Annotated in this window: 20 protein-coding genes; 2 read left to right on the forward strand and 18 right to left on the reverse strand. The window is 38.9% G+C overall.

The genetic code is table 11. The annotated features are described in order from the left end of the window. The first annotated feature begins 222 nt into the window (after positions 1 to 222). A complete protein-coding gene (gene ric / locus ACOI1D_RS04900) occupies positions 223 to 936 on the forward strand; it encodes an iron-sulfur cluster repair di-iron protein (protein WP_422499688.1) in 714 nt (237 codons plus the stop codon). A 370-nt stretch (positions 937 to 1,306) separates the two neighbouring features. Here ric and narI read toward each other — a convergent pair whose 3' ends face one another. The 12 genes from narI to ACOI1D_RS04960 all read right to left on the reverse strand — a co-directional run bounded on the left by narI (position 1,307) and on the right by ACOI1D_RS04960 (position 12,000). After that, positions 1,307 to 1,999, reverse strand: a complete 693-nt coding sequence (gene narI / locus ACOI1D_RS04905) for a respiratory nitrate reductase subunit gamma (RefSeq protein ID WP_422499689.1) — start codon at positions 1,997 to 1,999, stop codon at positions 1,307 to 1,309. Positions 2,000 to 2,040: 41 nt separating this feature from the next. Continuing rightward, positions 2,041 to 2,643 carry a nitrate reductase molybdenum cofactor assembly chaperone gene (narJ, locus tag ACOI1D_RS04910; RefSeq protein ID WP_422499690.1) on the reverse strand — a complete coding sequence of 201 codons (603 nt, stop codon included), beginning with the start codon at positions 2,641 to 2,643 and terminating at the stop codon, positions 2,041 to 2,043. Positions 2,644 to 2,650: 7 nt separating this feature from the next. Further along, on the reverse strand, positions 2,651 to 4,135 hold the full coding sequence (gene narH, locus ACOI1D_RS04915) for a nitrate reductase subunit beta (protein WP_422499691.1): 1,485 nt from the start codon (positions 4,133 to 4,135) through the stop codon (positions 2,651 to 2,653). Next, positions 4,125 to 7,802 (reverse strand): nitrate reductase subunit alpha, encoded by a 3,678-nt coding sequence (locus tag ACOI1D_RS04920; RefSeq protein ID WP_422499692.1) that lies wholly within the window; start codon positions 7,800 to 7,802, stop codon positions 4,125 to 4,127. Before ACOI1D_RS04920 ends, narH begins: the two co-directional genes overlap by 11 nt. After that, complete coding sequence (locus ACOI1D_RS04925) at positions 7,789 to 8,079, reverse strand: hypothetical protein (RefSeq protein WP_422499693.1); 291 nt, start codon at positions 8,077 to 8,079, stop codon at positions 7,789 to 7,791. The genes ACOI1D_RS04920 and ACOI1D_RS04925 overlap by 14 nt, the downstream gene beginning before the upstream one ends. Before the next feature lie 18 nt (positions 8,080 to 8,097). Beyond that, positions 8,098 to 8,415: a hypothetical protein gene (locus ACOI1D_RS04930; protein ID WP_422499694.1), complete on the reverse strand. Its 318-nt coding sequence runs from the start codon at positions 8,413 to 8,415 to the stop codon at positions 8,098 to 8,100. Positions 8,416 to 8,437: 22 nt separating this feature from the next. Continuing rightward, the gene (locus ACOI1D_RS04935) at positions 8,438 to 8,854 is read right to left on the reverse strand and encodes a hypothetical protein (RefSeq protein ID WP_422499695.1); all 417 of its coding nucleotides are present in this window, start codon (positions 8,852 to 8,854) and stop codon (positions 8,438 to 8,440) included. 206 nt (positions 8,855 to 9,060) lie between these two features. Then, a complete protein-coding gene (moaA, locus tag ACOI1D_RS04940; RefSeq protein ID WP_422499696.1) occupies positions 9,061 to 10,092 on the reverse strand; it encodes a GTP 3',8-cyclase MoaA in 1,032 nt (343 codons plus the stop codon). Between the two features lie 160 nt (positions 10,093 to 10,252). Beyond that, positions 10,253 to 11,020 carry a class I SAM-dependent methyltransferase gene (locus ACOI1D_RS04945; RefSeq protein ID WP_422499698.1) on the reverse strand — a complete coding sequence of 256 codons (768 nt, stop codon included), beginning with the start codon at positions 11,018 to 11,020 and terminating at the stop codon, positions 10,253 to 10,255. Positions 11,021 to 11,055: 35 nt separating this feature from the next. Further along, positions 11,056 to 11,478 carry a DUF1801 domain-containing protein gene (locus ACOI1D_RS04950; RefSeq protein ID WP_422499699.1) on the reverse strand — a complete coding sequence of 141 codons (423 nt, stop codon included), beginning with the start codon at positions 11,476 to 11,478 and terminating at the stop codon, positions 11,056 to 11,058. A 39-nt stretch (positions 11,479 to 11,517) separates the two neighbouring features. Then, positions 11,518 to 11,694, reverse strand: a complete 177-nt coding sequence (locus ACOI1D_RS04955) for a hypothetical protein (RefSeq protein WP_422499701.1) — start codon at positions 11,692 to 11,694, stop codon at positions 11,518 to 11,520. A 42-nt stretch (positions 11,695 to 11,736) separates the two neighbouring features. After that, positions 11,737 to 12,000: a hypothetical protein gene (locus ACOI1D_RS04960; protein ID WP_422499703.1), complete on the reverse strand. Its 264-nt coding sequence runs from the start codon at positions 11,998 to 12,000 to the stop codon at positions 11,737 to 11,739. An 865-nt stretch (positions 12,001 to 12,865) separates the two neighbouring features. Here ACOI1D_RS04960 and ACOI1D_RS04965 point away from each other — a divergent pair. Then, positions 12,866 to 13,630 (forward strand): 2-keto-4-pentenoate hydratase, encoded by a 765-nt coding sequence (locus ACOI1D_RS04965; RefSeq protein WP_422499704.1) that lies wholly within the window; start codon positions 12,866 to 12,868, stop codon positions 13,628 to 13,630. 76 nt (positions 13,631 to 13,706) lie between these two features. Here ACOI1D_RS04965 and ilvA read toward each other — a convergent pair whose 3' ends face one another. From ilvA to ilvC, 6 genes are read right to left on the reverse strand one after another with little or no spacing between them, the layout of a single operon-like run. Continuing rightward, complete coding sequence (ilvA, locus tag ACOI1D_RS04970) at positions 13,707 to 14,750, reverse strand: threonine ammonia-lyase (protein ID WP_422499706.1); 1,044 nt, start codon at positions 14,748 to 14,750, stop codon at positions 13,707 to 13,709. A 10-nt stretch (positions 14,751 to 14,760) separates the two neighbouring features. Further along, on the reverse strand, positions 14,761 to 15,339 hold the full coding sequence (gene leuD, locus ACOI1D_RS04975) for a 3-isopropylmalate dehydratase small subunit (protein ID WP_422499708.1): 579 nt from the start codon (positions 15,337 to 15,339) through the stop codon (positions 14,761 to 14,763). 19 nt (positions 15,340 to 15,358) lie between these two features. Further along, on the reverse strand, positions 15,359 to 16,765 hold the full coding sequence (gene leuC, locus ACOI1D_RS04980) for a 3-isopropylmalate dehydratase large subunit (protein WP_422499709.1): 1,407 nt from the start codon (positions 16,763 to 16,765) through the stop codon (positions 15,359 to 15,361). A 17-nt stretch (positions 16,766 to 16,782) separates the two neighbouring features. Then, on the reverse strand, positions 16,783 to 17,889 hold the full coding sequence (leuB, locus tag ACOI1D_RS04985) for a 3-isopropylmalate dehydrogenase (protein WP_422499710.1): 1,107 nt from the start codon (positions 17,887 to 17,889) through the stop codon (positions 16,783 to 16,785). Between the two features lie 23 nt (positions 17,890 to 17,912). Beyond that, positions 17,913 to 19,457 carry a 2-isopropylmalate synthase gene (locus tag ACOI1D_RS04990; protein WP_422499712.1) on the reverse strand — a complete coding sequence of 515 codons (1,545 nt, stop codon included), beginning with the start codon at positions 19,455 to 19,457 and terminating at the stop codon, positions 17,913 to 17,915. Further along, the gene (gene ilvC, locus ACOI1D_RS04995; RefSeq protein ID WP_422499714.1) at positions 19,444 to 20,478 is read right to left on the reverse strand and encodes a ketol-acid reductoisomerase; all 1,035 of its coding nucleotides are present in this window, start codon (positions 20,476 to 20,478) and stop codon (positions 19,444 to 19,446) included. Before ilvC ends, ACOI1D_RS04990 begins: the two co-directional genes overlap by 14 nt. Between the last annotated feature and the right edge of the window lie 24 nt (positions 20,479 to 20,502).

Genomic DNA, 20,502 nt, shown 5'->3' on the forward strand with positions numbered 1-20,502 from the left:
CTCTAGATTGGTAATCTACTTACCCCTGATTCAGGCGTTAAGTATATTGCTAGGACCCTGATATGGTTGTTCTCAATTTAACAACTCCATAAATATTTTGCTATAAGTATTTTCTTTTATTATCATATTCGAGATTTAAATTATACACTGTGATTTTTCTCACAGTACCTTTTGAAAAAAACAGGTACTATTATAATGAACCAAAAAACTGGAGGGATAATGATGGACAAAATGTTTAATATAGAGTCAAAGACTGGTGACATGGTAGTTAAGTTCCCGATGGCAAGTCAAGTATTGAAAAAATATAAAATCGATTTTTGTTGTGGAGGAGATCGCCCTATTGGTGAAGCTTGCGACAAAAAGAACCTCAATAAGGAAGAAATTGTTAATGAAATAAACGATTTATATACTTCCACAGCTGCTTTACATGACAGTCACGTGAACTGGACAGAAGAAAGCTATAACAATTTAATTGATTATGTCGTTAATACTCATCATGCTTACCTAAATCAAATCCTGCCAGAGCTAAGCGGATTTGTCACCAAGGTATATCGTGTCCACGGAAATAATCAGCCTGAACTCTCAGAAATCTTTTCATTGTTCCATAAATTAAAATCAGAACTTGAACATCATTTAATTCAGGAAGAAACAACTATCTTCCCAAAAATACAGGCATATGAACAAGAGAAAAATAAAACTCTTTTACCTGATTTAGTTAAATCCATTGAAGTATTAGAAAGTGAACACGAGGATGCCGGCAACATTTTGTCTCAACTTCGTGAAATTACAAATGACTATGAACTTCCTCAAGGAGCATGTAAAACGTATCAGTTAACATATCTAAAACTAGAAGAACTGGAATCGGACATTTTTAATCATGTTCATCTTGAAAACAATATACTTTTCCCAAGACTAATTGAGGAAAGTGCTTCCTAACATAGATAGTAATATAACTATAAGCAGGCAACCCGCATAGGTTTGTCTGCTTAATTAGTTTTACATAAGTTTTTTCAAAAAGATTGTTGTTGTGGTCACAAAATCTATAAACTGCTGTTTTTTTATCCTACTAAGCTTTATTAGATTGATGCGGTAATCCAGGACTTTGGAAAACACTGACGGTTGATTCCATCGACGAGGAACCACGAGCGACTGGAAGTGTATTTCCGTAGCAGTAAGTTACCTCGCAGTTTTTATCAACTACGAGAGTTAAGGAGCAGTAAAGCTTAATCCTCGTATAAAAACCGGAAGCAAAAATTGCTGGCTTCCGGTTTTTCACCAAGACTATCCTATACTTGAGATTGACCATCTAACCTTTTTTTCTGAATCCTGATCTTGAACGATATTGTTGAGGAGCTCGCATTGGATAATTTACCGGTAAACTGTAAAAATGAATTAAACTAGTAAACGGAATTGAAGCAAACAATGCAAAAGCTGATACAACATGTAGTTTAAAAATAAAAGGTACGCCTTCCATTAGTTGATAATTAGGTTGAAAAACAAATAAACTACGAAACCAAGGACCTATCGTTGTACGGTATTCATACTCAACAACTGTTGTATTATAGATGATTGTCATATAAACACCCATCCCCGCAACAACAAGTAACGAAATGACAGTAAAAAAGTCTGCAAACGTTGCATGAATACGCACACGATCAACCGTCATTTTCCTGATAAGTAATATGACCAGGCCTACAACTACCATTAAGCCAGCAATCCCTCCACCATAAATCGCTCCCATGTGGTACAAATGGTCAGTAATACCTAAATACTCATAGACAGCCTTTGGTATTACCATTCCCATTATGTGACCACCAAAGGCAAAAACTATTCCCCAATGAAACAAGGGCGAACCAATTCTCAACCATTTTTTCTCAAAAAACTCTGTGGATGGTGCAGCCCAGCTTAATTGGCGAAAAGCATATCGATAAAGTAACCCAAAAACCATTATTGTTAATGTAATGTACGGGAAAATGGTCCACCAAAAAATAGCGGTCATTTCACATCCCCCTCTAGTTTAAATTAGCACATCTATGTTCATTACTGGTACATGATTGGATATGGTAACTCTTCCAAATCGGCTTCTTCTCGTTCGAATTCCAGCTTTTCTACTTCTTCTTTTGTTGGTTCTGGAAAAACGTGTCGCATTAAAACCAGAAGAAATGGAGCATATGGATTATTTTCTGGTATATTATTCAGCATTCGTTGAAAAGCAACTGCAAGTCGCCTTTGAAGCCTTGTATGATCGTTATCTGCGGGTGACACTGCTAAGAATTCCAATAGCATAGGAATGTAATCTGCTAATTCGCCTTCTACCCGCTCAAATCCGGCTTCATTGACCATTTTTTGCAGTTTTATTAATGCTGCTCCTCGTTTACTGCTGTCACCAAGCTCATGTGCTGTTAGATACAGACCAAGCTTTGATTTTAAATCAAATGTAGCCACATACAATTCTTGAATCTCTTGTAATGTTAAACCATATAAAGGAATGAAAATTTCCTCTAGTTCATTCATTAACTGTTTAGAAGAAATATTTTCCGCAATTATGTTACTGATTTCTTTTTTATCCTTATCAAATGTTTCGTCTGGATAACTTAAAATTCTAGAAGCAATAGCTATTAATGCTCGTTCTTGTTGGTCCAAAGCTTAATCACCCTTTCCAGGTTACCACACCTTCAGGAGGTGCCAGTTCTTCTATACTACAAGCTCCTTGTTTATAGAGAAGATCATCATCCATCTCTCTTCGGCCTGTAGGAATAACGAAACGCTCATTGTACTTTGCTACTCCTAACAAACGAACCATGTCCTCAATTTCGTCTGGTGTTGTACCTGCAACTCTTACTAATTCACTTGATCTAAATTCATCAACACCACCAACCGTTTTCCCTCTCATATGAACGCGCATTGCTGTTAATTTCAAAAGTACTCTTCTAATTACTTCAGTATCTCCAGCTGTCAACAACGAAGCAAGGTATTCCATTGGTATTCGCATTTGGTCTACTGCGGGAATATAACCATCTGTTTTCAACTCATCTTCATTTGTAATATGGTTCATAATTGGGCTAAGTGGCGGAACATACCAAACCATCGGTAACGTACGGTATTCAGGATGCAAAGGTAAAGCTATTTTCCACTTTATTGCCATTTTATAGACTGGTGAATTCTGAGCTCCCTCAATCCATGCATCGTTTATTCCTGCTTTTCTTGCTTCTTCAATTACGTCAGAATCAAATGGATCAAGAAAACATGAAAGCTGCGCTTCATAAAGATCTTGTGGGTCTTCTACAGAGGCTGCACCTTTAATTTTGTCTGCGTCATATAAAACAACCCCAATGTAACGAATTCTCCCTACACAAGTCTCTGAACATATTGTTGGTAGTCCAGCTTCCGTTCTTGGATAACAAAAATTACACTTTTCAGCTTTATGTGTATTCCAATTGTAGTAAACCTTGTGATAAGGACAGCCACTCATGCAAAAGCGCCAGCCACGACACGCATCCTGATCTACCAAAACAATACCATCCTCATCACGTTTATATAACGCTCCTGATGGACAGGAAGCAACACATGATGGGTTTAGACAGTGCTCACAAATTCTTGGTAAATACATCATAAATGTCTTTTCGTATTCCATCGAAATATGTTCCTGCAGTTTCTGAACATTTGGGTCAAGTGGAACTATTTCACTTCCGCCTGCAAGATCGTCGTCCCAGTTAGGTCCCCATTCAGGTTTATCAATATATTTACCTGTAATCATCGACTGTGGTCTTGCAACAGGAATATTTTCTGACTTAGGACTATTAATTAAGTGCTCATAATCATAGGTCCAAGGCTCATAATAGTCATCCATACTTGCCATATCCGGGTTATAAAATATATTTGCAAGCTTTGAAATAGGACCACCAGCTTTAAGTTTAAGTTTCCCATTCTTAAGCTCCCAGCCGCCTTTGTAGCGATCTGTATCCTCCCAGCTCTTCGGATAACCTGGACCAGGACGAGTTTCCACGTTATTGAACCACATGTATTCTGTACCCGGTCGATTTGTCCACGTATTTTTACACGTAACAGAGCAAGTATGACACCCAATACATTTATCCAAGTGCATAACCATCGCTACTTGTGCTTTAATCCTCAAGCCAATCGACCTCCTTCAATCCTCTTATAACTGCAATTGTATCTCTTTGATGTCCAGTTGGACCATAGTAGTTAAATCCATAACTCAGTTGTGAATAGCCACCAATCATATGTGTTGGTTTTAACGATATTCGAGTTACACTGTTATGCGTACCACCACGTTTTTTGTTGATTGCAGTTGCTGGTACACCTAATGTTCGATCCTGCGCATGATACATATACGCCATACCTTTTGGAATTCGATAAGTCAGTACAACCCGAGCAGCTATAACTCCATTACGGTTATATACTTCAATCCAGTCGTTATCTTTAATGTCAATGGATGCACCATCCTCTTCATTCATCCACACTGTCTGCCAACCTCTGAACAACGTTGACATATTTGTCGTATCTGTGAACATGGTGTGAATTCCCCATTTTTGATGAGGAGTTAAGTAACGTACTGTGATTGATTTCCCATTGTTTTCTACTTCTTTTTCATTTTTTAAAAACGGTCCATGCGACAATGGTGGTAAATAAAGCGGTAACCCTTCACCAAAATCAAGCATCATTTCATGGTCTAAATAAAAACTTTGTCTTCCTGTCAGTGTTCGCCATGGAATGTTGTATTCCGTATTAACCGTAAACGGCGAGTAGCGTCTGTTGTCCTTCTCAAGACCACTCCACACAGGAGTCGAAATAGCATGACGAGGTTGAACAGTTAAGTCATGTAAGGTAAAATCTTCTTCTTCACGTCCCTGTGCGATCTCAGCTAGCTTTTGACCGGTTTTGACTTCAAGGGATTTCCATCCAGCGACAGCTCTTTTCCCATTTGTTGCACCAGACATAAGCAGAATTGCATCTATTGCCTGTTTATCGGTATACAAATCAGGATTTCCTTTACCGATTCCTTCTCTTTTTGAAACCCCAACACGGCTTAACAGTTCCTTGTAAACTGGTTCACCAGGGATAATAACTCCTTTTCCACCATAACCTTTCTTAATCTCAGGTCCTATTGTAGTCATTTGTTGATGTACGTTAGGGTAATCCCGCTTTACAATTTGGAAGTTAGGCATTGTTTTTCCTGGAATTGCCTCGATTTCACCTTTGCGCCAATCCTTTATTTTCCCAAGTGGCTGCGCAATTTCACCTTTTGAATCATGTCCAAGTGGTGTCATCATTAATTCTTCAGTTTCAGGCAAATGTTTTTCAGCAAGTTTAGAGAAAACCTTACCTATTTCACGAAAGGTATCCCAGTCACTTTTTGCTTGCCATGGAGGTGAAATAGCTGCATTAAATGGATGAACAAACGGATGCATATCTGTACTACTGATATCGAATTTTTCATACCATGTTGCAGCAGGTAAAACAATATCAGAGAACAAACCTGAACTCGTCATTCTAAAATCGATACTAACCAGAAGGTCAACCTTCCCAGTTGGAGCCTCTGAATCTACCTTTACATTTTCAGGTTGCCATGAATTTTCAGTATCTCCCAGGATTTGGTTTTCCGACCCAATTAAATGCTTAGCGAAATACTCGTGTCCCTTTCCGCTATCACCAAGTAAATTTGATCGCCAATTGAAAAATACTCTAGGGAAGTTCCTTGGATCGTCTGGATTTTCAATTGCCCATTCTAGCTTTTTGTCTTTTATCTGTTCTACTACATCATCAATAATTTCCTGATGATTCTTTGCCCCCCGTTCCTTACTTTCCTTCACGATATCTATTGAATTTTGAGTGAACTGTGGGAATGACGGTAACCAGCCGAGTCTTGCCGAAAGAGCATTGACGTCGGCTGGGTGCATAGAATTGTATTTCCCACCCCAACTTGATTGCTCCTGGTTTATTTCTGCTTCATAACGAAATTGATCTGTTGCAAAGTAGAAAAACGACGTTCCGTTTTGCAATCGCTGTGGCTTTATCCAATCATTCGCAAATGCAACTTGTTGCCATCCTTCAAGTGGTCTTACTTTCTCCTGACCAACATAATGCGCCCATCCACCGCCATTAACTCCTTGTGAACCTGTCAGAAGTACAAGATTTAGTATACAACGGTAAATTTGATCACTATGATACCAGTGGTTCGTTCCACCACCCATTGCAATCATGGACTTCCCTTTTGTTCGTTCTGCATTGTCCGCAAATTCTCTGGCCACTTGAATGACCTGATTCTTATTGACTCCTGTAATACTTTCCTGCCAAGCTGGAGTATATGGTTTTGGATCATGATAATCAACTGGATAATCACCAGCTAGCCCTCTGCCAACGCCTGCATGTGCCATCATCAAATCATATACGGTTGTCACCTTAAGTAGTTTTCCATCTTTATCCTTAATATGTTTAACTGGTACTCCACGCCTAACCGATCCACCATTTGCCTGAGCAAAATCTGGAAAGCTTACCATCGCAGTTTCATCAGACTTTTTAATGAAGCTTAATTCTGGATCTATTAAACTTCCATCCTCTTTCTTTAACTCAAGGTTCCACTTTTTATCGTCGTCCCAACGAAAACCCTGGCTTCCATTCGGTGCTTCTACCTGGTTCGAATTATTATCCCAAACTAGTGTTTTCCATTCTCCTAAAATGTGATTATCATCTACATCTGTTGTACGTAGAAAGCGGTCAGAACGACAGTCATCATCTGTTTCATTTAATGTCACCAAAAATGGTAAATCCGTGAATCTTTTTGCGTAATCAATAAAGTAAGGTGTTTCTTTATCGACATAAAACTCCTTTAAAATTACATGCGTCATTGCCATAGCAAGGGCCCCATCTGTACCTGCTCTAGCCGGCAGCCATATATCAGCAAACTTTTCATATTCTGCGTAATCTGGACTCACACCAACAACTTTTGTCCCATTGTACCTCGCCTCTACCATGAAATGAGCATCAGGCGTTCGGGTTTGAGGTAAATTTGTGCCCCAAATGATGAAGTATTTCGCATTATACCAGTCAGCACTCTCAGGAACGTCAGTCTGCTCTCCCCACACTTGTGGAGATGCTGGTGGTAGGTCAGCATACCAATCATAAAAACTTAAAATGGTACCACCGATTAGAGACAGAAATCGTGTTCCTGCTGCATAACTCACCATCGACATTGCCGGAATTGGACTAAACCCTACAACACGGTCGGGACCATATTTTTTAATCGTGTAAATGGAAGCACTGGCAATAATCTCACAAGTTTCCTGCCAACTCGCGCGAACAAACCCACCTTTTCCTCTAGCGCTAACATACTTTGCTCGTTTTTCTGGATCATTTGTAATGTTCTCCCATGCTTCAACAGGATCAAATCCCTGTTCCCGCTCGGCTTTCCATAAATTGAACAGTTCTCCTCTTATGTACGGGTATTTCACTCTAATAGGACTGTATGTATACCAGGAAAAACTTGCCCCTCTTGGACAGCCACGTGGTTCATATTCCGGAAAGTCATCTCCGGTTGTAGGATAATCAGTCTGCTGTGTTTCTGAAGTTATTATTCCATCCTTCACATAGACTTTCCAGCTGCAGGATCCTGTACAATTGACACCATGTGTAGATCGGACAACTTTATCATACTGCCAACGCTTACGGTAGATATCCTCTGCATCTCTTGGGCGTGTACTTTCCTCAGTCCAACCATCGTTAATTATCTCGCCTTTTCTCAAATGCTTTAACGTTTGAAATAGTTTGTTATTTTTTCCCACCGTTTATGCCATTCCCTTCGAATAAAGCTTCAATTGGATTAAACCGTTCACCCATAATTCGAAAACTACCAGATCCCTCTTCCAATTCTTCAAGAAAGATCCTCAAGCTTGGAGCATTAGCTGCAACTAATATTAATCGCTCTAACGTATCTAGTTCCTTCATTTGGTAAATAGCATCGATTATACCAGTAGATAAATCACCAAACCGCATTCGCAGTATTGCAATTAAGTCTTCACGGTCCTGAACAAAATTTGCATCATCCTCAAATGAAAACATTAAATTCCCCTCCCACTTTTACATTTTAATCATTTTGTAGTAATCAGCAATCATCGCTTGCTTACACGTTTCTCCAATATTTTTAATAAACTCGGTTACATTATTGTCCTCATTTTCGATTGACTCAAAAGAAAAAAATACAGACTCCTTGTGGGAAAAATCATTACCGAATCGAATAAGCAGCTGATATCCAGTTTCCTTTTCAGTAGCATTCGCTTGGATATCATAAGGATGGATATGTACTTTTTCCAATTCTGTCACAAGAAGACTGTATAATTGAGGTGATACTGATCTTAAAGAACGTTCGGATTGGTTTTCTTTTTCCTCAGAGACCATGTGCAACCCTCCAATTTATTGATTAATGGTTTGGAAGTAATTTTTCTTCCTCCTGATTATGAAGCAAATCTACCAGGATTAAGGCTTGAAACCGCTGAACTACTTTATCACTTACCCCTTCATCATCCAGTAGTTCTTTAATTTCATTAACTAACATTCTTAAAAGATTATGATCACGTGTTAATGAAATAATAGAATCCTCTAACTCGGGAGAATAATTAGTTAATTCTTTATATAGTCCCTCTTCCTCAGATTCAGCGTGTTGTAAAGTTCTGGTTTCCCAGTGTTCAACAGCAACAAATGCTACCTCTAAGGCCTTGTCAAGTTGATCATTCGCTACCAGATGATCAAGTAGTTCTGTGAGTTCCGTTGCTTCAACTAATGCAGCTTCATGAATAGCAGAGTGACTGTCTATACTCTTTAATGCTGGTCCTGACAAATTAAATCCTTCCTTTCTACATTGTATTATGTGTTTAAAGTGGTAATTTTATCCCATTTCACTAATATCTGACACACATATTGTACCGAAGTCAGACAACTAAGGATGTGATATTGGTCACACCCTATTTAGGGTATTGTGTCTTTTGCCACAAAGAAATCACCCTAGTGCTCAAAGACAGTGCACTAGGGTGATTTCTACAAATGTTACCCACCGATGTAGGACATTTCAATTTTTTGTTTTTTTCTTTCATTTACTGTTTCCGTTGTTCTGATTTCAGAATATCTGTCGCTTCTATTTCCCCATGTCTGGCTGACTATTTCCTCCAAATCAAGATTGCTCGCACCGTTTCGAAGAGGTGTATGAATATCTGTTCCTGCTACCGCAAACAGGCATGTATAAATTTTTCCGTCAGCGGATAAACGCGCCCTTGTACAAGATGAGCAAAAAGGTGCAGTTATAGAAGAAATAATTCCGTACTGATCTCCGGTTTCTGTGTTTCGATACAGCGTTGCGACCTCTCCATAATAATTTGGGTCAACTGGTTCTAAAGTCATTTCACTTTGAAGCGTTTCAAGTATCTCTTTCTTTGATATAACATCATCTAACTTCCAACCATTGGAACTACCTACGTCCATGAACTCGATGAACCGTAATATTATGCTACTTCCCTGGAACATCCGGGCGACTGGTAAAATATCATGTTCGTTAACCCCTCGTTTTACTAGCATGTTAACTTTCACCTCAAGGCCGGCAGCCTGAGCAGCATCAATTCCATCTAGCACCGTTTGAACTTTTACTCCCTTACCATTAATTTCACCGAACTTTTCATCGTCTAAAGAATCCAAACTTATGGTAACGCGGTCTAATCCAGCTTCTTTTAACTTAGCTGCTTTCTTAGGCAATAGACTACCATTAGTAGTCATAGCTATATCTTTTATTTCTGGAATATCGGAGAGCTTCTTAATTAAATGCTCCAAATCTCGTCGCATCAAAGGTTCTCCACCAGTAATACGGATTTTGCTTACTCCAAGCTTTGCAAAGGTTTGGGCAACTCTTGTTATTTCTTCAAAACTAAGAAGTTCTTTTTTCTGTAAAAAGGGATAGTCCGCTCCGAACACCTCAGCAGGCATGCAATACGTACAACGGAAGTTACAGCGATCCGTTACAGAAATTCGTAAATCCTGAAGTGGTCGATTAAATTTGTCAGTAACAGCTAAATTCTTTTCTCTATTCATCTGATCGACTCCTCCTATTATATATAGACACTATTTTCATTATTATGTGGGATTTATTTTAGTTTTAGTAAAAACTTAACTTATAACGCCATATTAATTCATTCCGTACTTTCTTGTTGTGATTTTTTTCACACCCAACGAAAATGTGTCTTTAGATATGTTAACTCCATACTGCTTTAGCTTTTATTATAAATCTGTGCTGTTTCACTTCAAAATAACCAGAGGATTGGATTAATTGATGTATTTGATATAACTCTTTTTCATATCTATTAATACTAAAATCAGGGACCTGCCATGGAATAGCTTTTAAATAATATACTAAAGCACCAATATCGTAAAAGCGTTGCACTGGAAATTCTTCTTTACCATAGAGAAACTCAAAAAAGTGATTCTTGAGCTCAGTTTCTGCTACTTCCATATTCCAATTTAGGAAGTCTTCATTTATTGTTGTCCCAAGATATTTGTTAATATCAGAACAATTACTTCCGCCAACCTGTTGCGTAAGAAAAATACCGTCTTCTCGGACAATCCTTCTAACTTCATTTGGTGAATATGCCGCATGTTTGTTTACAATAAAATCAAATTGGTTTTTTTCGAAAGGAAGATTTGTGTCATCTTTAATAGGGAAAACCCCAACACCTAGTGGCTCCAACCTATTTCTAGCTATTCGTATATTAGGTTCATAGGCTTCTGTTGCACAAACTTTATCCGGAAAGGGTCTTAGCATTGACAAAAATTCACCACCGCCAGTTCCCATATCTAACATAGACTTAGCGCTATGCATTAATGATTTTACCATACTTCCATAGGACCATGAAAGCAACTCACTACCCATACGGCCTGTTTCCGAGATGTAAGAAAAGTCCCACCCTTCAAAGCGTTGGTCAATTGCTTCAAGATAACTTGAGAAAAGCTGGTCTTCTTTCATTCGCTCACTCCCAAAACTGATTATTTTTAGTGGAATTAGTTGTCTGGATAAGTTTTTTTCAAAAAAGTTATGGATTGATCTATCAATGCTGTTAAAATATCTTCGTTAATATCTGCTACTTTGTTTATATACACACAGGCTTTTCCAGTAGTATGTTTACCAAATTCGCCTAATAATTTCTCTCTTTCCTCATCACCTGTCGCAAAGTATAAACTTATTTTTGCTTTTCTGGGTGAAAACCCAACAAGTGGGGCATCACCCTCGTGACCTGACGCGTATTTATAGTGATAAGACCCAAATCCAATAATACTTGCCCCCCACATCTTCGCCTCATGTCCAGTTGTTTCTGTGAATATGTTTAACAATTCATAGGCATCTTCGCGTTTTTTTACGCTATCAACATTTTCTATGAATTCAATTACACTGTGATCAGTTTCTTTCGTTTTTTGTTCATACACAGTAGCCTCACTCCTAATATGATTGAATTTCAAATTGGTTCATTCATCCCGATTCTTGTCCTTTGTTTTTTTGCTTGCTGCCCAAAAAGCCAAAATCACCAATGGGATGGCAATGAAAAACGAGATATTAATATGGCTTTGTGTTAACATCGCCAGAAACAAAAGCCCTGCTATTCCTATTATTATGTATAAACACCCACGTCCAAACGTCTCCATTATTTATCCACCTCCATTTACATATCGGTAAACATCCATTGTCTAATCCCTGAGTCTCAAAATTAAAACAACAACACCTGCTATCCCTATCATAGATGAAATGATTGACTTAAATATCCATCCGTTCTGCAATCCTTCTATTACGCAAACCCTGACTTTTTGAAATAAAGAAGCTTCCGGGACCCAATCTATAACTTCACCAATGCCAAATAAGTTAGGCAAACTAATGATTACATAAGAGAAAGCGAAAACAATTAAAAACCATTTAACAATAAATATCCTGTTTCGCCTCCCATCAATTTTCAATCAGGTTATCCAGTCTACACAACCCAAACTAAAAGAGCAGTTATAACTATACTTTCTAGAAACAGAATAGCAAAGTTCTTTTTTCTGCTAACTTCCTTATTAGATGAGAAAGCCCTAAATATAAAACCAATTATTCCTACTATTATAAAAGTCACCACAAACGTGAGAGAGACCATTAATAATTGCATTCGTATTAACCTCCGTAAAAGTATTTACCTTTTTAAGTTTATGCTATTTTCGTAAGTTTTGTTGCTTTTAATCTTCACAGTTGATACAAACTACGACATTGTGAATTCTTTCTTTTGACGCCGTTCCGGCAGAACACTTCGCTTTCCGCGGGCACGGCCTCAGTCTCCTCAGAAGCAAAGAACGCTTCTTCCGGGGCCTTCGGACTCGCGCTGTTCCCGCAGGAGTCTTCGTATTCTGCCTCCACTAAGATAGAAAGTTGCGCATGAATTCTGTGGCTTTACGGGATTCCTCTTCTTTGAACAGAAACTTATCTAAGCGGAGGAAAAATGCGAGACTCCAGTGGGAAAGGAACAGTCTGAAGACCCCGCAGTGAGCGGTTTTTGCTCCGAGGAGGCTGAAGCGTTCCCCACGGAAAGCGAGTGTTTTTCCGTAGCGCTGAATCAGCCACCAATTTAGTAATTGTTGGTAGGAAATAAATACAGCGCATAAGTTGCAGTCTATAGATTGTATGTCAAAAAAACATGTTATAGAAAACAGCCTACTTTTACTTTATCTCATTTTAACATAACAATTAAACCCTTAATTAGATAACACGATATAAAATACTGTATATTTACAATTCACTTAACTATTTGTTACTATGAGTATTAATTACTATTTAAGAGGTGTTCTGTAAATGAAAAATTCGAGCCTTGTTGAAATCTTATACAATGCACACAATCTCAAGCAACCTATTTCTAAAGAGCGTATTCCAAAGAACATTAGTAAGACAGATGCATACGAAGTCCAGCATTTGATAACTAACAAAAAGGTTGCTGACAACCAGGATATTCTTCTAGGCTACAAAATCAGTTTAACGAGTGAAGAAACACAAAAGTTATTTCAATCAACTACACCTCTTTACGGAGCTTTAACAAAAACAAGCCTTGCTGATGGTATAATTGAACTGGACAAAATGAATGCACCTTTAATTGAAGTCGAATTAATGTTTATTGTAAATGAAAATTTATCAACAGAAGATAGTGATGACGCCATTTTACGAAAAACAAGTATTGCTCCTGGTCTAGAAGTACCGGATTCACGCTTTACAGATTGGTTTCCAAAAATAAGCTTTGGTCAGGTTATAGCGGATAGCGCAGTTGCAGGCAATATCATTGTTGGATCACCTGTAGAAAAAATAACAGTTGACCAATTGGGGGAAATAAAAGCAGATTTACGATTAAACGGCGAATCAATTTCTAGTGGAACATCATCTGAAGTACTTAATAATCCAGTCAATGCAATAAAATGGCTTGTAGATGAGCTTGCAAAAAGTGGCCGTATTATCGAAAAGGGTATGATTATATCTTCAGGCACATTTATTTTGCCAAAAGTACTACAAAAAGGAAACTATGAAGCTAACTTTGATAATGTTGGTAAAATAAGTCTAAATGTAATATAGAATGAAACAAAAAGAATCGCTGCGTCTTAATCACGCAGCGATTCTTTTTTCGACTATTTGTTTCTGCTTTGTATATTCATGTAGTGCCTACCACGGCAGTTTGCAAACTGCCTGCGAGTTGTTGGATTTTCGGTAGTACACCAAGATCCATATTTCCACCGCTAACAATTACTCCACAATGTCTTGATTTTATTTGATCATTGTGAGCAAATAGCGCTGCTAGAGCTGCTGCACCCGCTCCTTCCATCAAAGTCTTGTTTCTTTCAAGCATGTAAATGATGGCAGAAGCAATATCTTCATCAGTAACAGTTACTATATCGTCCACATATTCCCGAACCAATGGCAATGTACGTTTTCCTGGCTGTTTGACAGCAATTCCTTCCGCGATTGTCGATACTGAATCAAGACTTTTCAATTCGCTGTTATGGTAGCTATCATACATTGCTGATGCCCCACTTGCCTGAACTCCAATAATTTTGATGTTGCGATTGACATACTTGGCAGCAACAGCAATCCCGCTGATTAATCCCCCACCACCTATTGGTACAATAATGGTGTCAATTCGATCTTCTTGCCTTAGCATTTCCATTGCTATTGTGCCTTGACCAGCCATTACATCATAATCATCAAAAGGGTGGATATAGACCGCACCATTTTGACTTTGTTTAATTAATGAGGCTTCATATGCCTCTTGAAAAGACTTCCCTATTAAAACAACTTCTGCACCATACGCTCTTGTTGCATTTATCTTAGCCAATGGAGTTGTTTCTGCCATAAATATAGTTGCTTTAACATCTAATTTAGCCGCAGCATGTGCCACTCCTTGAGCATGGTTTCCAGCAGATGCGGTTATAACTCCTTTTTTTAATTCTTCAGGTGATAATTGCATCAATTTAAAGCTTGCACCTCTAAACTTAAACGCACCCGTTTTTTGCTGGTTTTCCATCTTAAAATAAACCTTCTTGCCAACCACTTTATTAGTAGTCGTAGACGTTATTAATGGAGTCCGATGAACAATTGGCGCTAGCCGAACCATCGCACTATGAACCTTCTCACCCGTTAAACAATTCCCAATGAATCCACTCTCCTTATTTTTAATGGTGCCTGGCACATTTACCATTTATTTCCAATTAATTATTCTCAAATGCGTCTATTTTGTCTTGGTGTTGTAGTGTTAGTGCTATTTCGTCCCATCCGTTTAGCAGTTTTTCTTTATGGTATGCTGGGATGTCAAAGTGTATGCTGTTATTCTCTGCGTCGAGAATACGTTGACTTTCTAAGTCTACAGTTAGGGTTAATGTTGCGTCTTCGGCTTGGCGCATCCATTGATCCAACTGTAATTGATCCATTTGAATCGGGATAATTCCATTTTTTAATGCATTATTATAGAAGATATCCGCAAAACTTGGTGCTATGACAACTCGAAACCCATAATCAAGCAATGACCATGGTGCATGTTCTCTAGAGGAACCACATCCAAAATTTTCACCAGCTAACAATATCGAAGCAGTGTTATATTTCGTTTGATTTAATCCAAATTCAGCTCGTTTATTTCCATCATCATCAAATCGCCAATGATAAAACAAAAACTGTCCAAATCCGGTTCTTTCGATTCTTTTTAAAAATTGCTTTGGAATAATCTGATCCGTGTCAACGTTTGTTCGATCTAGTGGGTAGACAAGTCCCGTATGCTCTTTAATAGCCTCCATGATGCACACCTCCTACTTACTAGTTAAACACCCCTACAAATTGACGAACATCTACAAAACGTCCTTCTATCGCTGCAGCTGCAGCCATCTCGGGACTTACTAAATGCGTACGTGCCCCATTTCCCTGTCTTCCTTCAAAATTCCGGTTCGAGGTTGATGCACATCTACCTCCAGGTGGAACAATATCGTCGTTCATGGCCAGGCACATACTGCAGCCCGCTTCACGCCATTCAAATCCAGCTTCCTGAAAAATGATATCCAATCCTTGCTTTTCTGCTTGCAGTTTTACGCTGAATGATCCAGGCACCACAATCGCTCTGACACTAGACTTAACCTGTTTTCCTTTTACAATTGCTGCAGCTTTTTGTAAATCACTCAAGCGGGAATTTGTACAGGATCCGATAAATACATGATCAATTTCTATTGACGTAATTGGCTGATTTTCTGTTAACCCCATGTATTCTAAAGCACGACTAACATCTTCCTTATAGTCTACCTCGCTTAAATCAGGGGTTGAACCGCTAATTGGTACACACATACCAGGGTTCGTTCCCCATGAAACCTGTGGCTCAATCTCTGCTGCATGTATGGTTACTGCCTTGTCGTAAACTGCATCATCGTCAGTAGCAAGTTCAAGCCAATGCTCTGCCAATGCATCAAACGCTTCCCCTTCTGGTACATGTTCTTTTCCTTTTAAAAATTCAATTGTTTTCATGTCAGGGCTGATTAATCCAGCTCTTGCTCCCGCTTCAATCGACATATTACAAACTGTCATGCGTTCCTCCATAGTTAAATTTCTTACTGCTTCACCCGTATATTCTAGTACATAGCCTGTTCCGAAACGCACGCCAAATTTAGCAATAATTGCTAAGATTAGATCTTTTGCTGTGACACCTGGTCCTAAATCACCGTCCACCTGGACATTTAATGTCTTAGGGCTATCCTGCCACAGGGTTTGAGTAGCCAGCACGTGTTCAACCTCACTTGTACCAATCCCAAAAGCCAATGCACCAAATGCGCCATGGGTAGATGTATGACTATCACCACAAACAATTGTCTTTCCAGGCTGAGTTAGTCCAAGCTCAGGGCCAATAACGTGAACAATGCCCTGATCAGGATGATTCATATCTGCCAGTGTAATGTTATTATCCATGCAGTTTTTTCTCAATGTTTGCATTTGTTTTTCAGCAACTTGATCTTTAATAATATCCCGATTTCTGGTCGGAACGTTATGGTCCATTGTTGCATATGTTAAATCTGGGCGGCGTACGCTTCGTTGCTTCAATCGTAACCCCTCAAATGCCTGTGGAGAGGTTACTTCGTGAACCAAATGCAAATCAACATAAAGTAAATCCGGTGTTCCTTCTTCTTTATGAACAACATGTTTATTCCAAATTTTATTAACTATAGTTTCAGGTTTTACCATTTCATCACATCCTGCCTTTAGACATACATACTGCAAATGCTATTTGAAACACTTTTTGTTGTAAGGTTTTCTACAACAATTTCTGTTATTTCTTTTGTACCTACCTGTTTACCACCCTTTATGTTTAAATCAAGGGTGTGATAACCTTGTTCAAGGCATTCATTAACAGCTTTTTCAATTTCACTCGCTTCCTCTTCCATTTCAAATGAGAATCTAAGCATTAATGCTACGGACAAAATCATACCCAATGGATTAGCAATTCCTTTACCTGCTATATCTGGTGCAGATCCATGAACTGGTTCATAAAGACCAACACCATCTGATCGGACACTGGCTGATGGTAGCATCCCTAAAGATCCTGTTAATACGGACGCCTCGTCACTTAAAATATCACCGAATAGATTTTCAGTAACGATTACATCAAAACTAGTAGGATGTGTAATTAACTTCATTGCCGCTGCATCGACCAGCAAATGTTCAACTGTTACATCAGGGTATTCGTTGCTTTTCTCATTCACTATTTCACGCCACATCTTACTGGACTCCAATACATTTGCTTTATCAACAGATGTCAACTTGTTGTTTCTTAATCTGGCACTCTGAAAGCCTTTATCGATAATACGTTCCATTTCATTTCGTTGATAATAAAGGGTATCGACAACAATATTACCATTGTCACGACGTTCGCTTGGTTTACCAAAATAAAGTCCACCTGTTAACTCTCGAACGATTAAAATGTCACTGCCTTTTATCACTTCTTCTTTTAGTGGCGAGGCATGCAGTAACGGTGCGAAACCTTTAACTGGCCGTAAGTTAGCAAATAATCCAAGCTTTTTCCGAATTCCAAGTAACCCTTTCTCTGGTCTCAGGTGCCCAGGAAACGAGTCCCATTTCTCCCCTCCAACAGCTCCAAGCAGAATAGCATCTGCAAGCTGACATGCTTTAACGGTATCTTCCGGTAAAGGTGTGCCATAGTTGTCAATCGCGTCACCACCAATTGCATGTTGATAAAAGGTAAAGCTGTGGTCAAATTCACTCGCGATCGTATTTAATACCAGTTTTGCAGACTCCATGATTTCCGTGCCAACACCATCACCTGGAAGCAGAACAATTTGTTTATTCATTGGTCATCCCTCCGCTTTCCTTTTTATTTGACTACTTCTTGATGGTTAGTAGAATTCTGTTGAACAATATAACGATTTACTGCATTTAAAAATGCATTGGCAGAAGCTTCAATAACGTCCTGTGCAGATCCTCTACCATTCACTGCGAATCCATTAACAAGCAATTGAACATGTGATTCTGCAATAGCATCCTTGCCACCGCCAACAGATTTAAGCTGATAATCTACCAGCTTTAAATCCTCCTGAATCAATGAATCTAATGTTTTGTAGACAGCCTCGACACTTCCCTGTCCTGTGCAAGCTGATTGCACTGTGTTCCCATCTGGTGTTTTCAAAAGCACTGTTGCAGTAGGGATATTTGCAGTTCCATATTGAACCTGGAACATCTCCATCTTGTATTTGTTTACAGAAGCCATTTCTGTTTGAATTTCCATTAAAATGGTTAATAAATCGTCGTCAGTTACTTCTTTTTTATGATCAGTCAGTTCCTTAAACAGATCAAATGCTTCTTTTAACTTTTCCTCTGTTAAGTTAATGCCAAGTTCCTTAACCTTATCCTTGAATGCATGACGCCCAGAGTGTTTACCAAGGAACAATGTGTTTGAAGCAACTCCTACCATTTCAGGTGTAATAATTTCATAGGTCGAAGCATGCTTTAATACGCCGTCCTGATGGATACCTGCCTCATGTGCAAACGCATTTCTACCAACTACTGCTTTGTTTGCCTGCACATACATACCAGTCAATTTTGCAACAAGGTCGCTCGTTCTCTTAATTTCCTTTAAATTAAGTCCTGTATGGAAAGGATAGTGGTCTGAACGAATCTTTAATGCAACTGCCAACTCTTCAATAGCAGCATTACCAGCACGCTCACCGATTCCATTAATCGTCCCCTCTATCTGTGTTGCACCATTTTCGACAGCTGCCAATGAATTAGCTACCGCCATTCCCAGGTCATTATGGCAATGGCAAGAAAGACTAACACGGTCTATATTGGGCACTGTTTCCGTGATAAATTTAAACAATTTTCCATACTCTAAAGGTGTCGTATATCCCACTGTATCAGGAAGATTAATAACAGTAGCTCCAGCATCGATAACACGCTCGATAATCTGAGCCAGGAAGTTCCAATCTGATCGTGACGCATCTTCAGCTGACCATTCTACTTGTGGAAATCTCTGTCTGGCGTACGACACCATTTCTACAGCAGTATCAATTACCTGCTCAGGAGATTTCTTCAGCTTATAGGTCATGTGAATTGGTGATGTTGCCAGAAAAAGATGCAAGCATGGTTCAGCGGCACCCTTTAGTGCCTCCCAGGCAGTATCAACGTCTGACTTTACTGTTCGTGCTAACCCTGTAACAGAAGTGTCTTTTATTGTATCCGCGATTTTTTTTACAGCGTTAAAGTCGCCTTTGGAGGAAGCAGGAAATCCCGCTTCCATTCGATCCACACCAAAGCGTTCGAGTTGTTTTGCAATTTCCAATTTCTCTAGTTGGTTAAGATTCACTCCTGGTGATTGCTCACCATCTCTTAACGTTGTATCAAAAATCTTAATTTTTGACATGTACTTTCACATCCTTTTGCTTAGTTTGTAATGGCTGCTTAACAAAAGGCATTAATTCTCGTAACTCCCTTCCAACCTTTTCAATTGGGTGTTGGTTTTCTTTTGCATTAGTAGCATTAAATTTAGGACGATTGGCCTGATTCTCCAGGATCCATCCTTTAGCAAATTCACCTGATTGTACATCAGCAAGGATTTCTTTCATACGTTCTTTCGTTTCTCCATTGATTACACGTGGTCCAGATACAAAATCTCCCCATTGTGCAGTATCTGAAACAGAGTAGCGCATGTTTTCTAATCCACCTTCATACAGCAAATCCACTATTAGTTTCATTTCATGCATACACTCAAAATAAGCTACTTCTGGTTGATATCCTGCTTCAGTCAATGTTTCAAATCCTGCTTTTATTAAACTGGTAACTCCACCGCATAGTACCGCTTGTTCCCCGAATAAATCTGTTTCTGTTTCCTCCTGGAAGGTAGTTTCCAGCACACCTGCCCTAGCTGCACCAATCCCTTGTGCATATGCTAAAGCCACCTGTGTGGCATTTCCTGTTACATCCTGAAACACGCCATATAATGCTGGAACTCCTGCTCCTTCTTGATATGTTCTCCGTACTAGATGTCCCGGCCCTTTTGGAGCTACAAGAAATACATCAACGTCTGATGGCGGGACAATTTGATTAAAATGAATATTAAATCCATGTGCAAAAGCAATTGCATTTCCTGCCTGTAGATTAGGTTTAATACTTTCATTATAGACAGCAGGTTGATGCTCATCTGGTAAAAGAACCATTACTACGTCCGCAGCACTTACCGCTTCAGCAACTGAAACAACATCAAAACCGTCCTGCTCAGCCTTTTCCTGAGATTTACCAGGTCTTAATCCAACAACTACGTCATAACCACTTTCATGAAGATTTAGTGCATGTGCATGGCCCTGTGAACCATAACCTACTACTGCTATTTTTTTCTTTTGTAATACCTCTTTTTGGATATCTTTTTCATAAAGTACTTTTGACATGACAATCTTCCTCTCCATTTTTAA

The sequence above is a fragment of the Virgibacillus sp. DJP39 genome, from assembly GCF_049310925.1.
GTDB lineage: Bacteria > Bacillota > Bacilli > Bacillales > Amphibacillaceae > Virgibacillus_F.

Bases quoted from the DNA above. Each gene is read 5' to 3' on its own strand.
- ACOI1D_RS04945 (WP_422499698.1), bottom strand. From the start codon at position 11,020: ATGAAAGAAGACCAGCTTTTCTCAAGTTATCTTGAAGCAATTGACCAA.
- leuC (WP_422499709.1), bottom strand. From the start codon at position 16,765: ATGGTAAAACCTGAAACTATAGTTAATAAAATTTGGAATAAACATGTT.
- ric (WP_422499688.1), top strand. From the start codon at position 223: ATGGACAAAATGTTTAATATAGAGTCAAAGACTGGTGACATGGTAGTT.
- ACOI1D_RS04925 (WP_422499693.1), bottom strand. From the start codon at position 8,079: ATGTTTTCATTTGAGGATGATGCAAATTTTGTTCAGGACCGTGAAGAC.
- narI (WP_422499689.1), bottom strand. From the start codon at position 1,999: ATGACCGCTATTTTTTGGTGGACCATTTTCCCGTACATTACATTAACA.
- ilvC (WP_422499714.1), bottom strand. From the start codon at position 20,478: ATGTCAAAAGTACTTTATGAAAAAGATATCCAAAAAGAGGTATTACAA.
- ACOI1D_RS04955 (WP_422499701.1), bottom strand. From the start codon at position 11,694: ATGGAGACGTTTGGACGTGGGTGTTTATACATAATAATAGGAATAGCA.
- ACOI1D_RS04965 (WP_422499704.1), top strand. From the start codon at position 12,866: ATGAAAAATTCGAGCCTTGTTGAAATCTTATACAATGCACACAATCTC.
- leuB (WP_422499710.1), bottom strand. From the start codon at position 17,889: ATGAATAAACAAATTGTTCTGCTTCCAGGTGATGGTGTTGGCACGGAA.
- ilvA (WP_422499706.1), bottom strand. From the start codon at position 14,750: ATGGTAAATGTGCCAGGCACCATTAAAAATAAGGAGAGTGGATTCATT.
- moaA (WP_422499696.1), bottom strand. From the start codon at position 10,092: ATGAATAGAGAAAAGAATTTAGCTGTTACTGACAAATTTAATCGACCA.
- leuD (WP_422499708.1), bottom strand. From the start codon at position 15,339: ATGGAGGCTATTAAAGAGCATACGGGACTTGTCTACCCACTAGATCGA.
- ACOI1D_RS04930 (WP_422499694.1), bottom strand. From the start codon at position 8,415: ATGGTCTCTGAGGAAAAAGAAAACCAATCCGAACGTTCTTTAAGATCA.
- ACOI1D_RS04990 (WP_422499712.1), bottom strand. From the start codon at position 19,457: ATGTCAAAAATTAAGATTTTTGATACAACGTTAAGAGATGGTGAGCAA.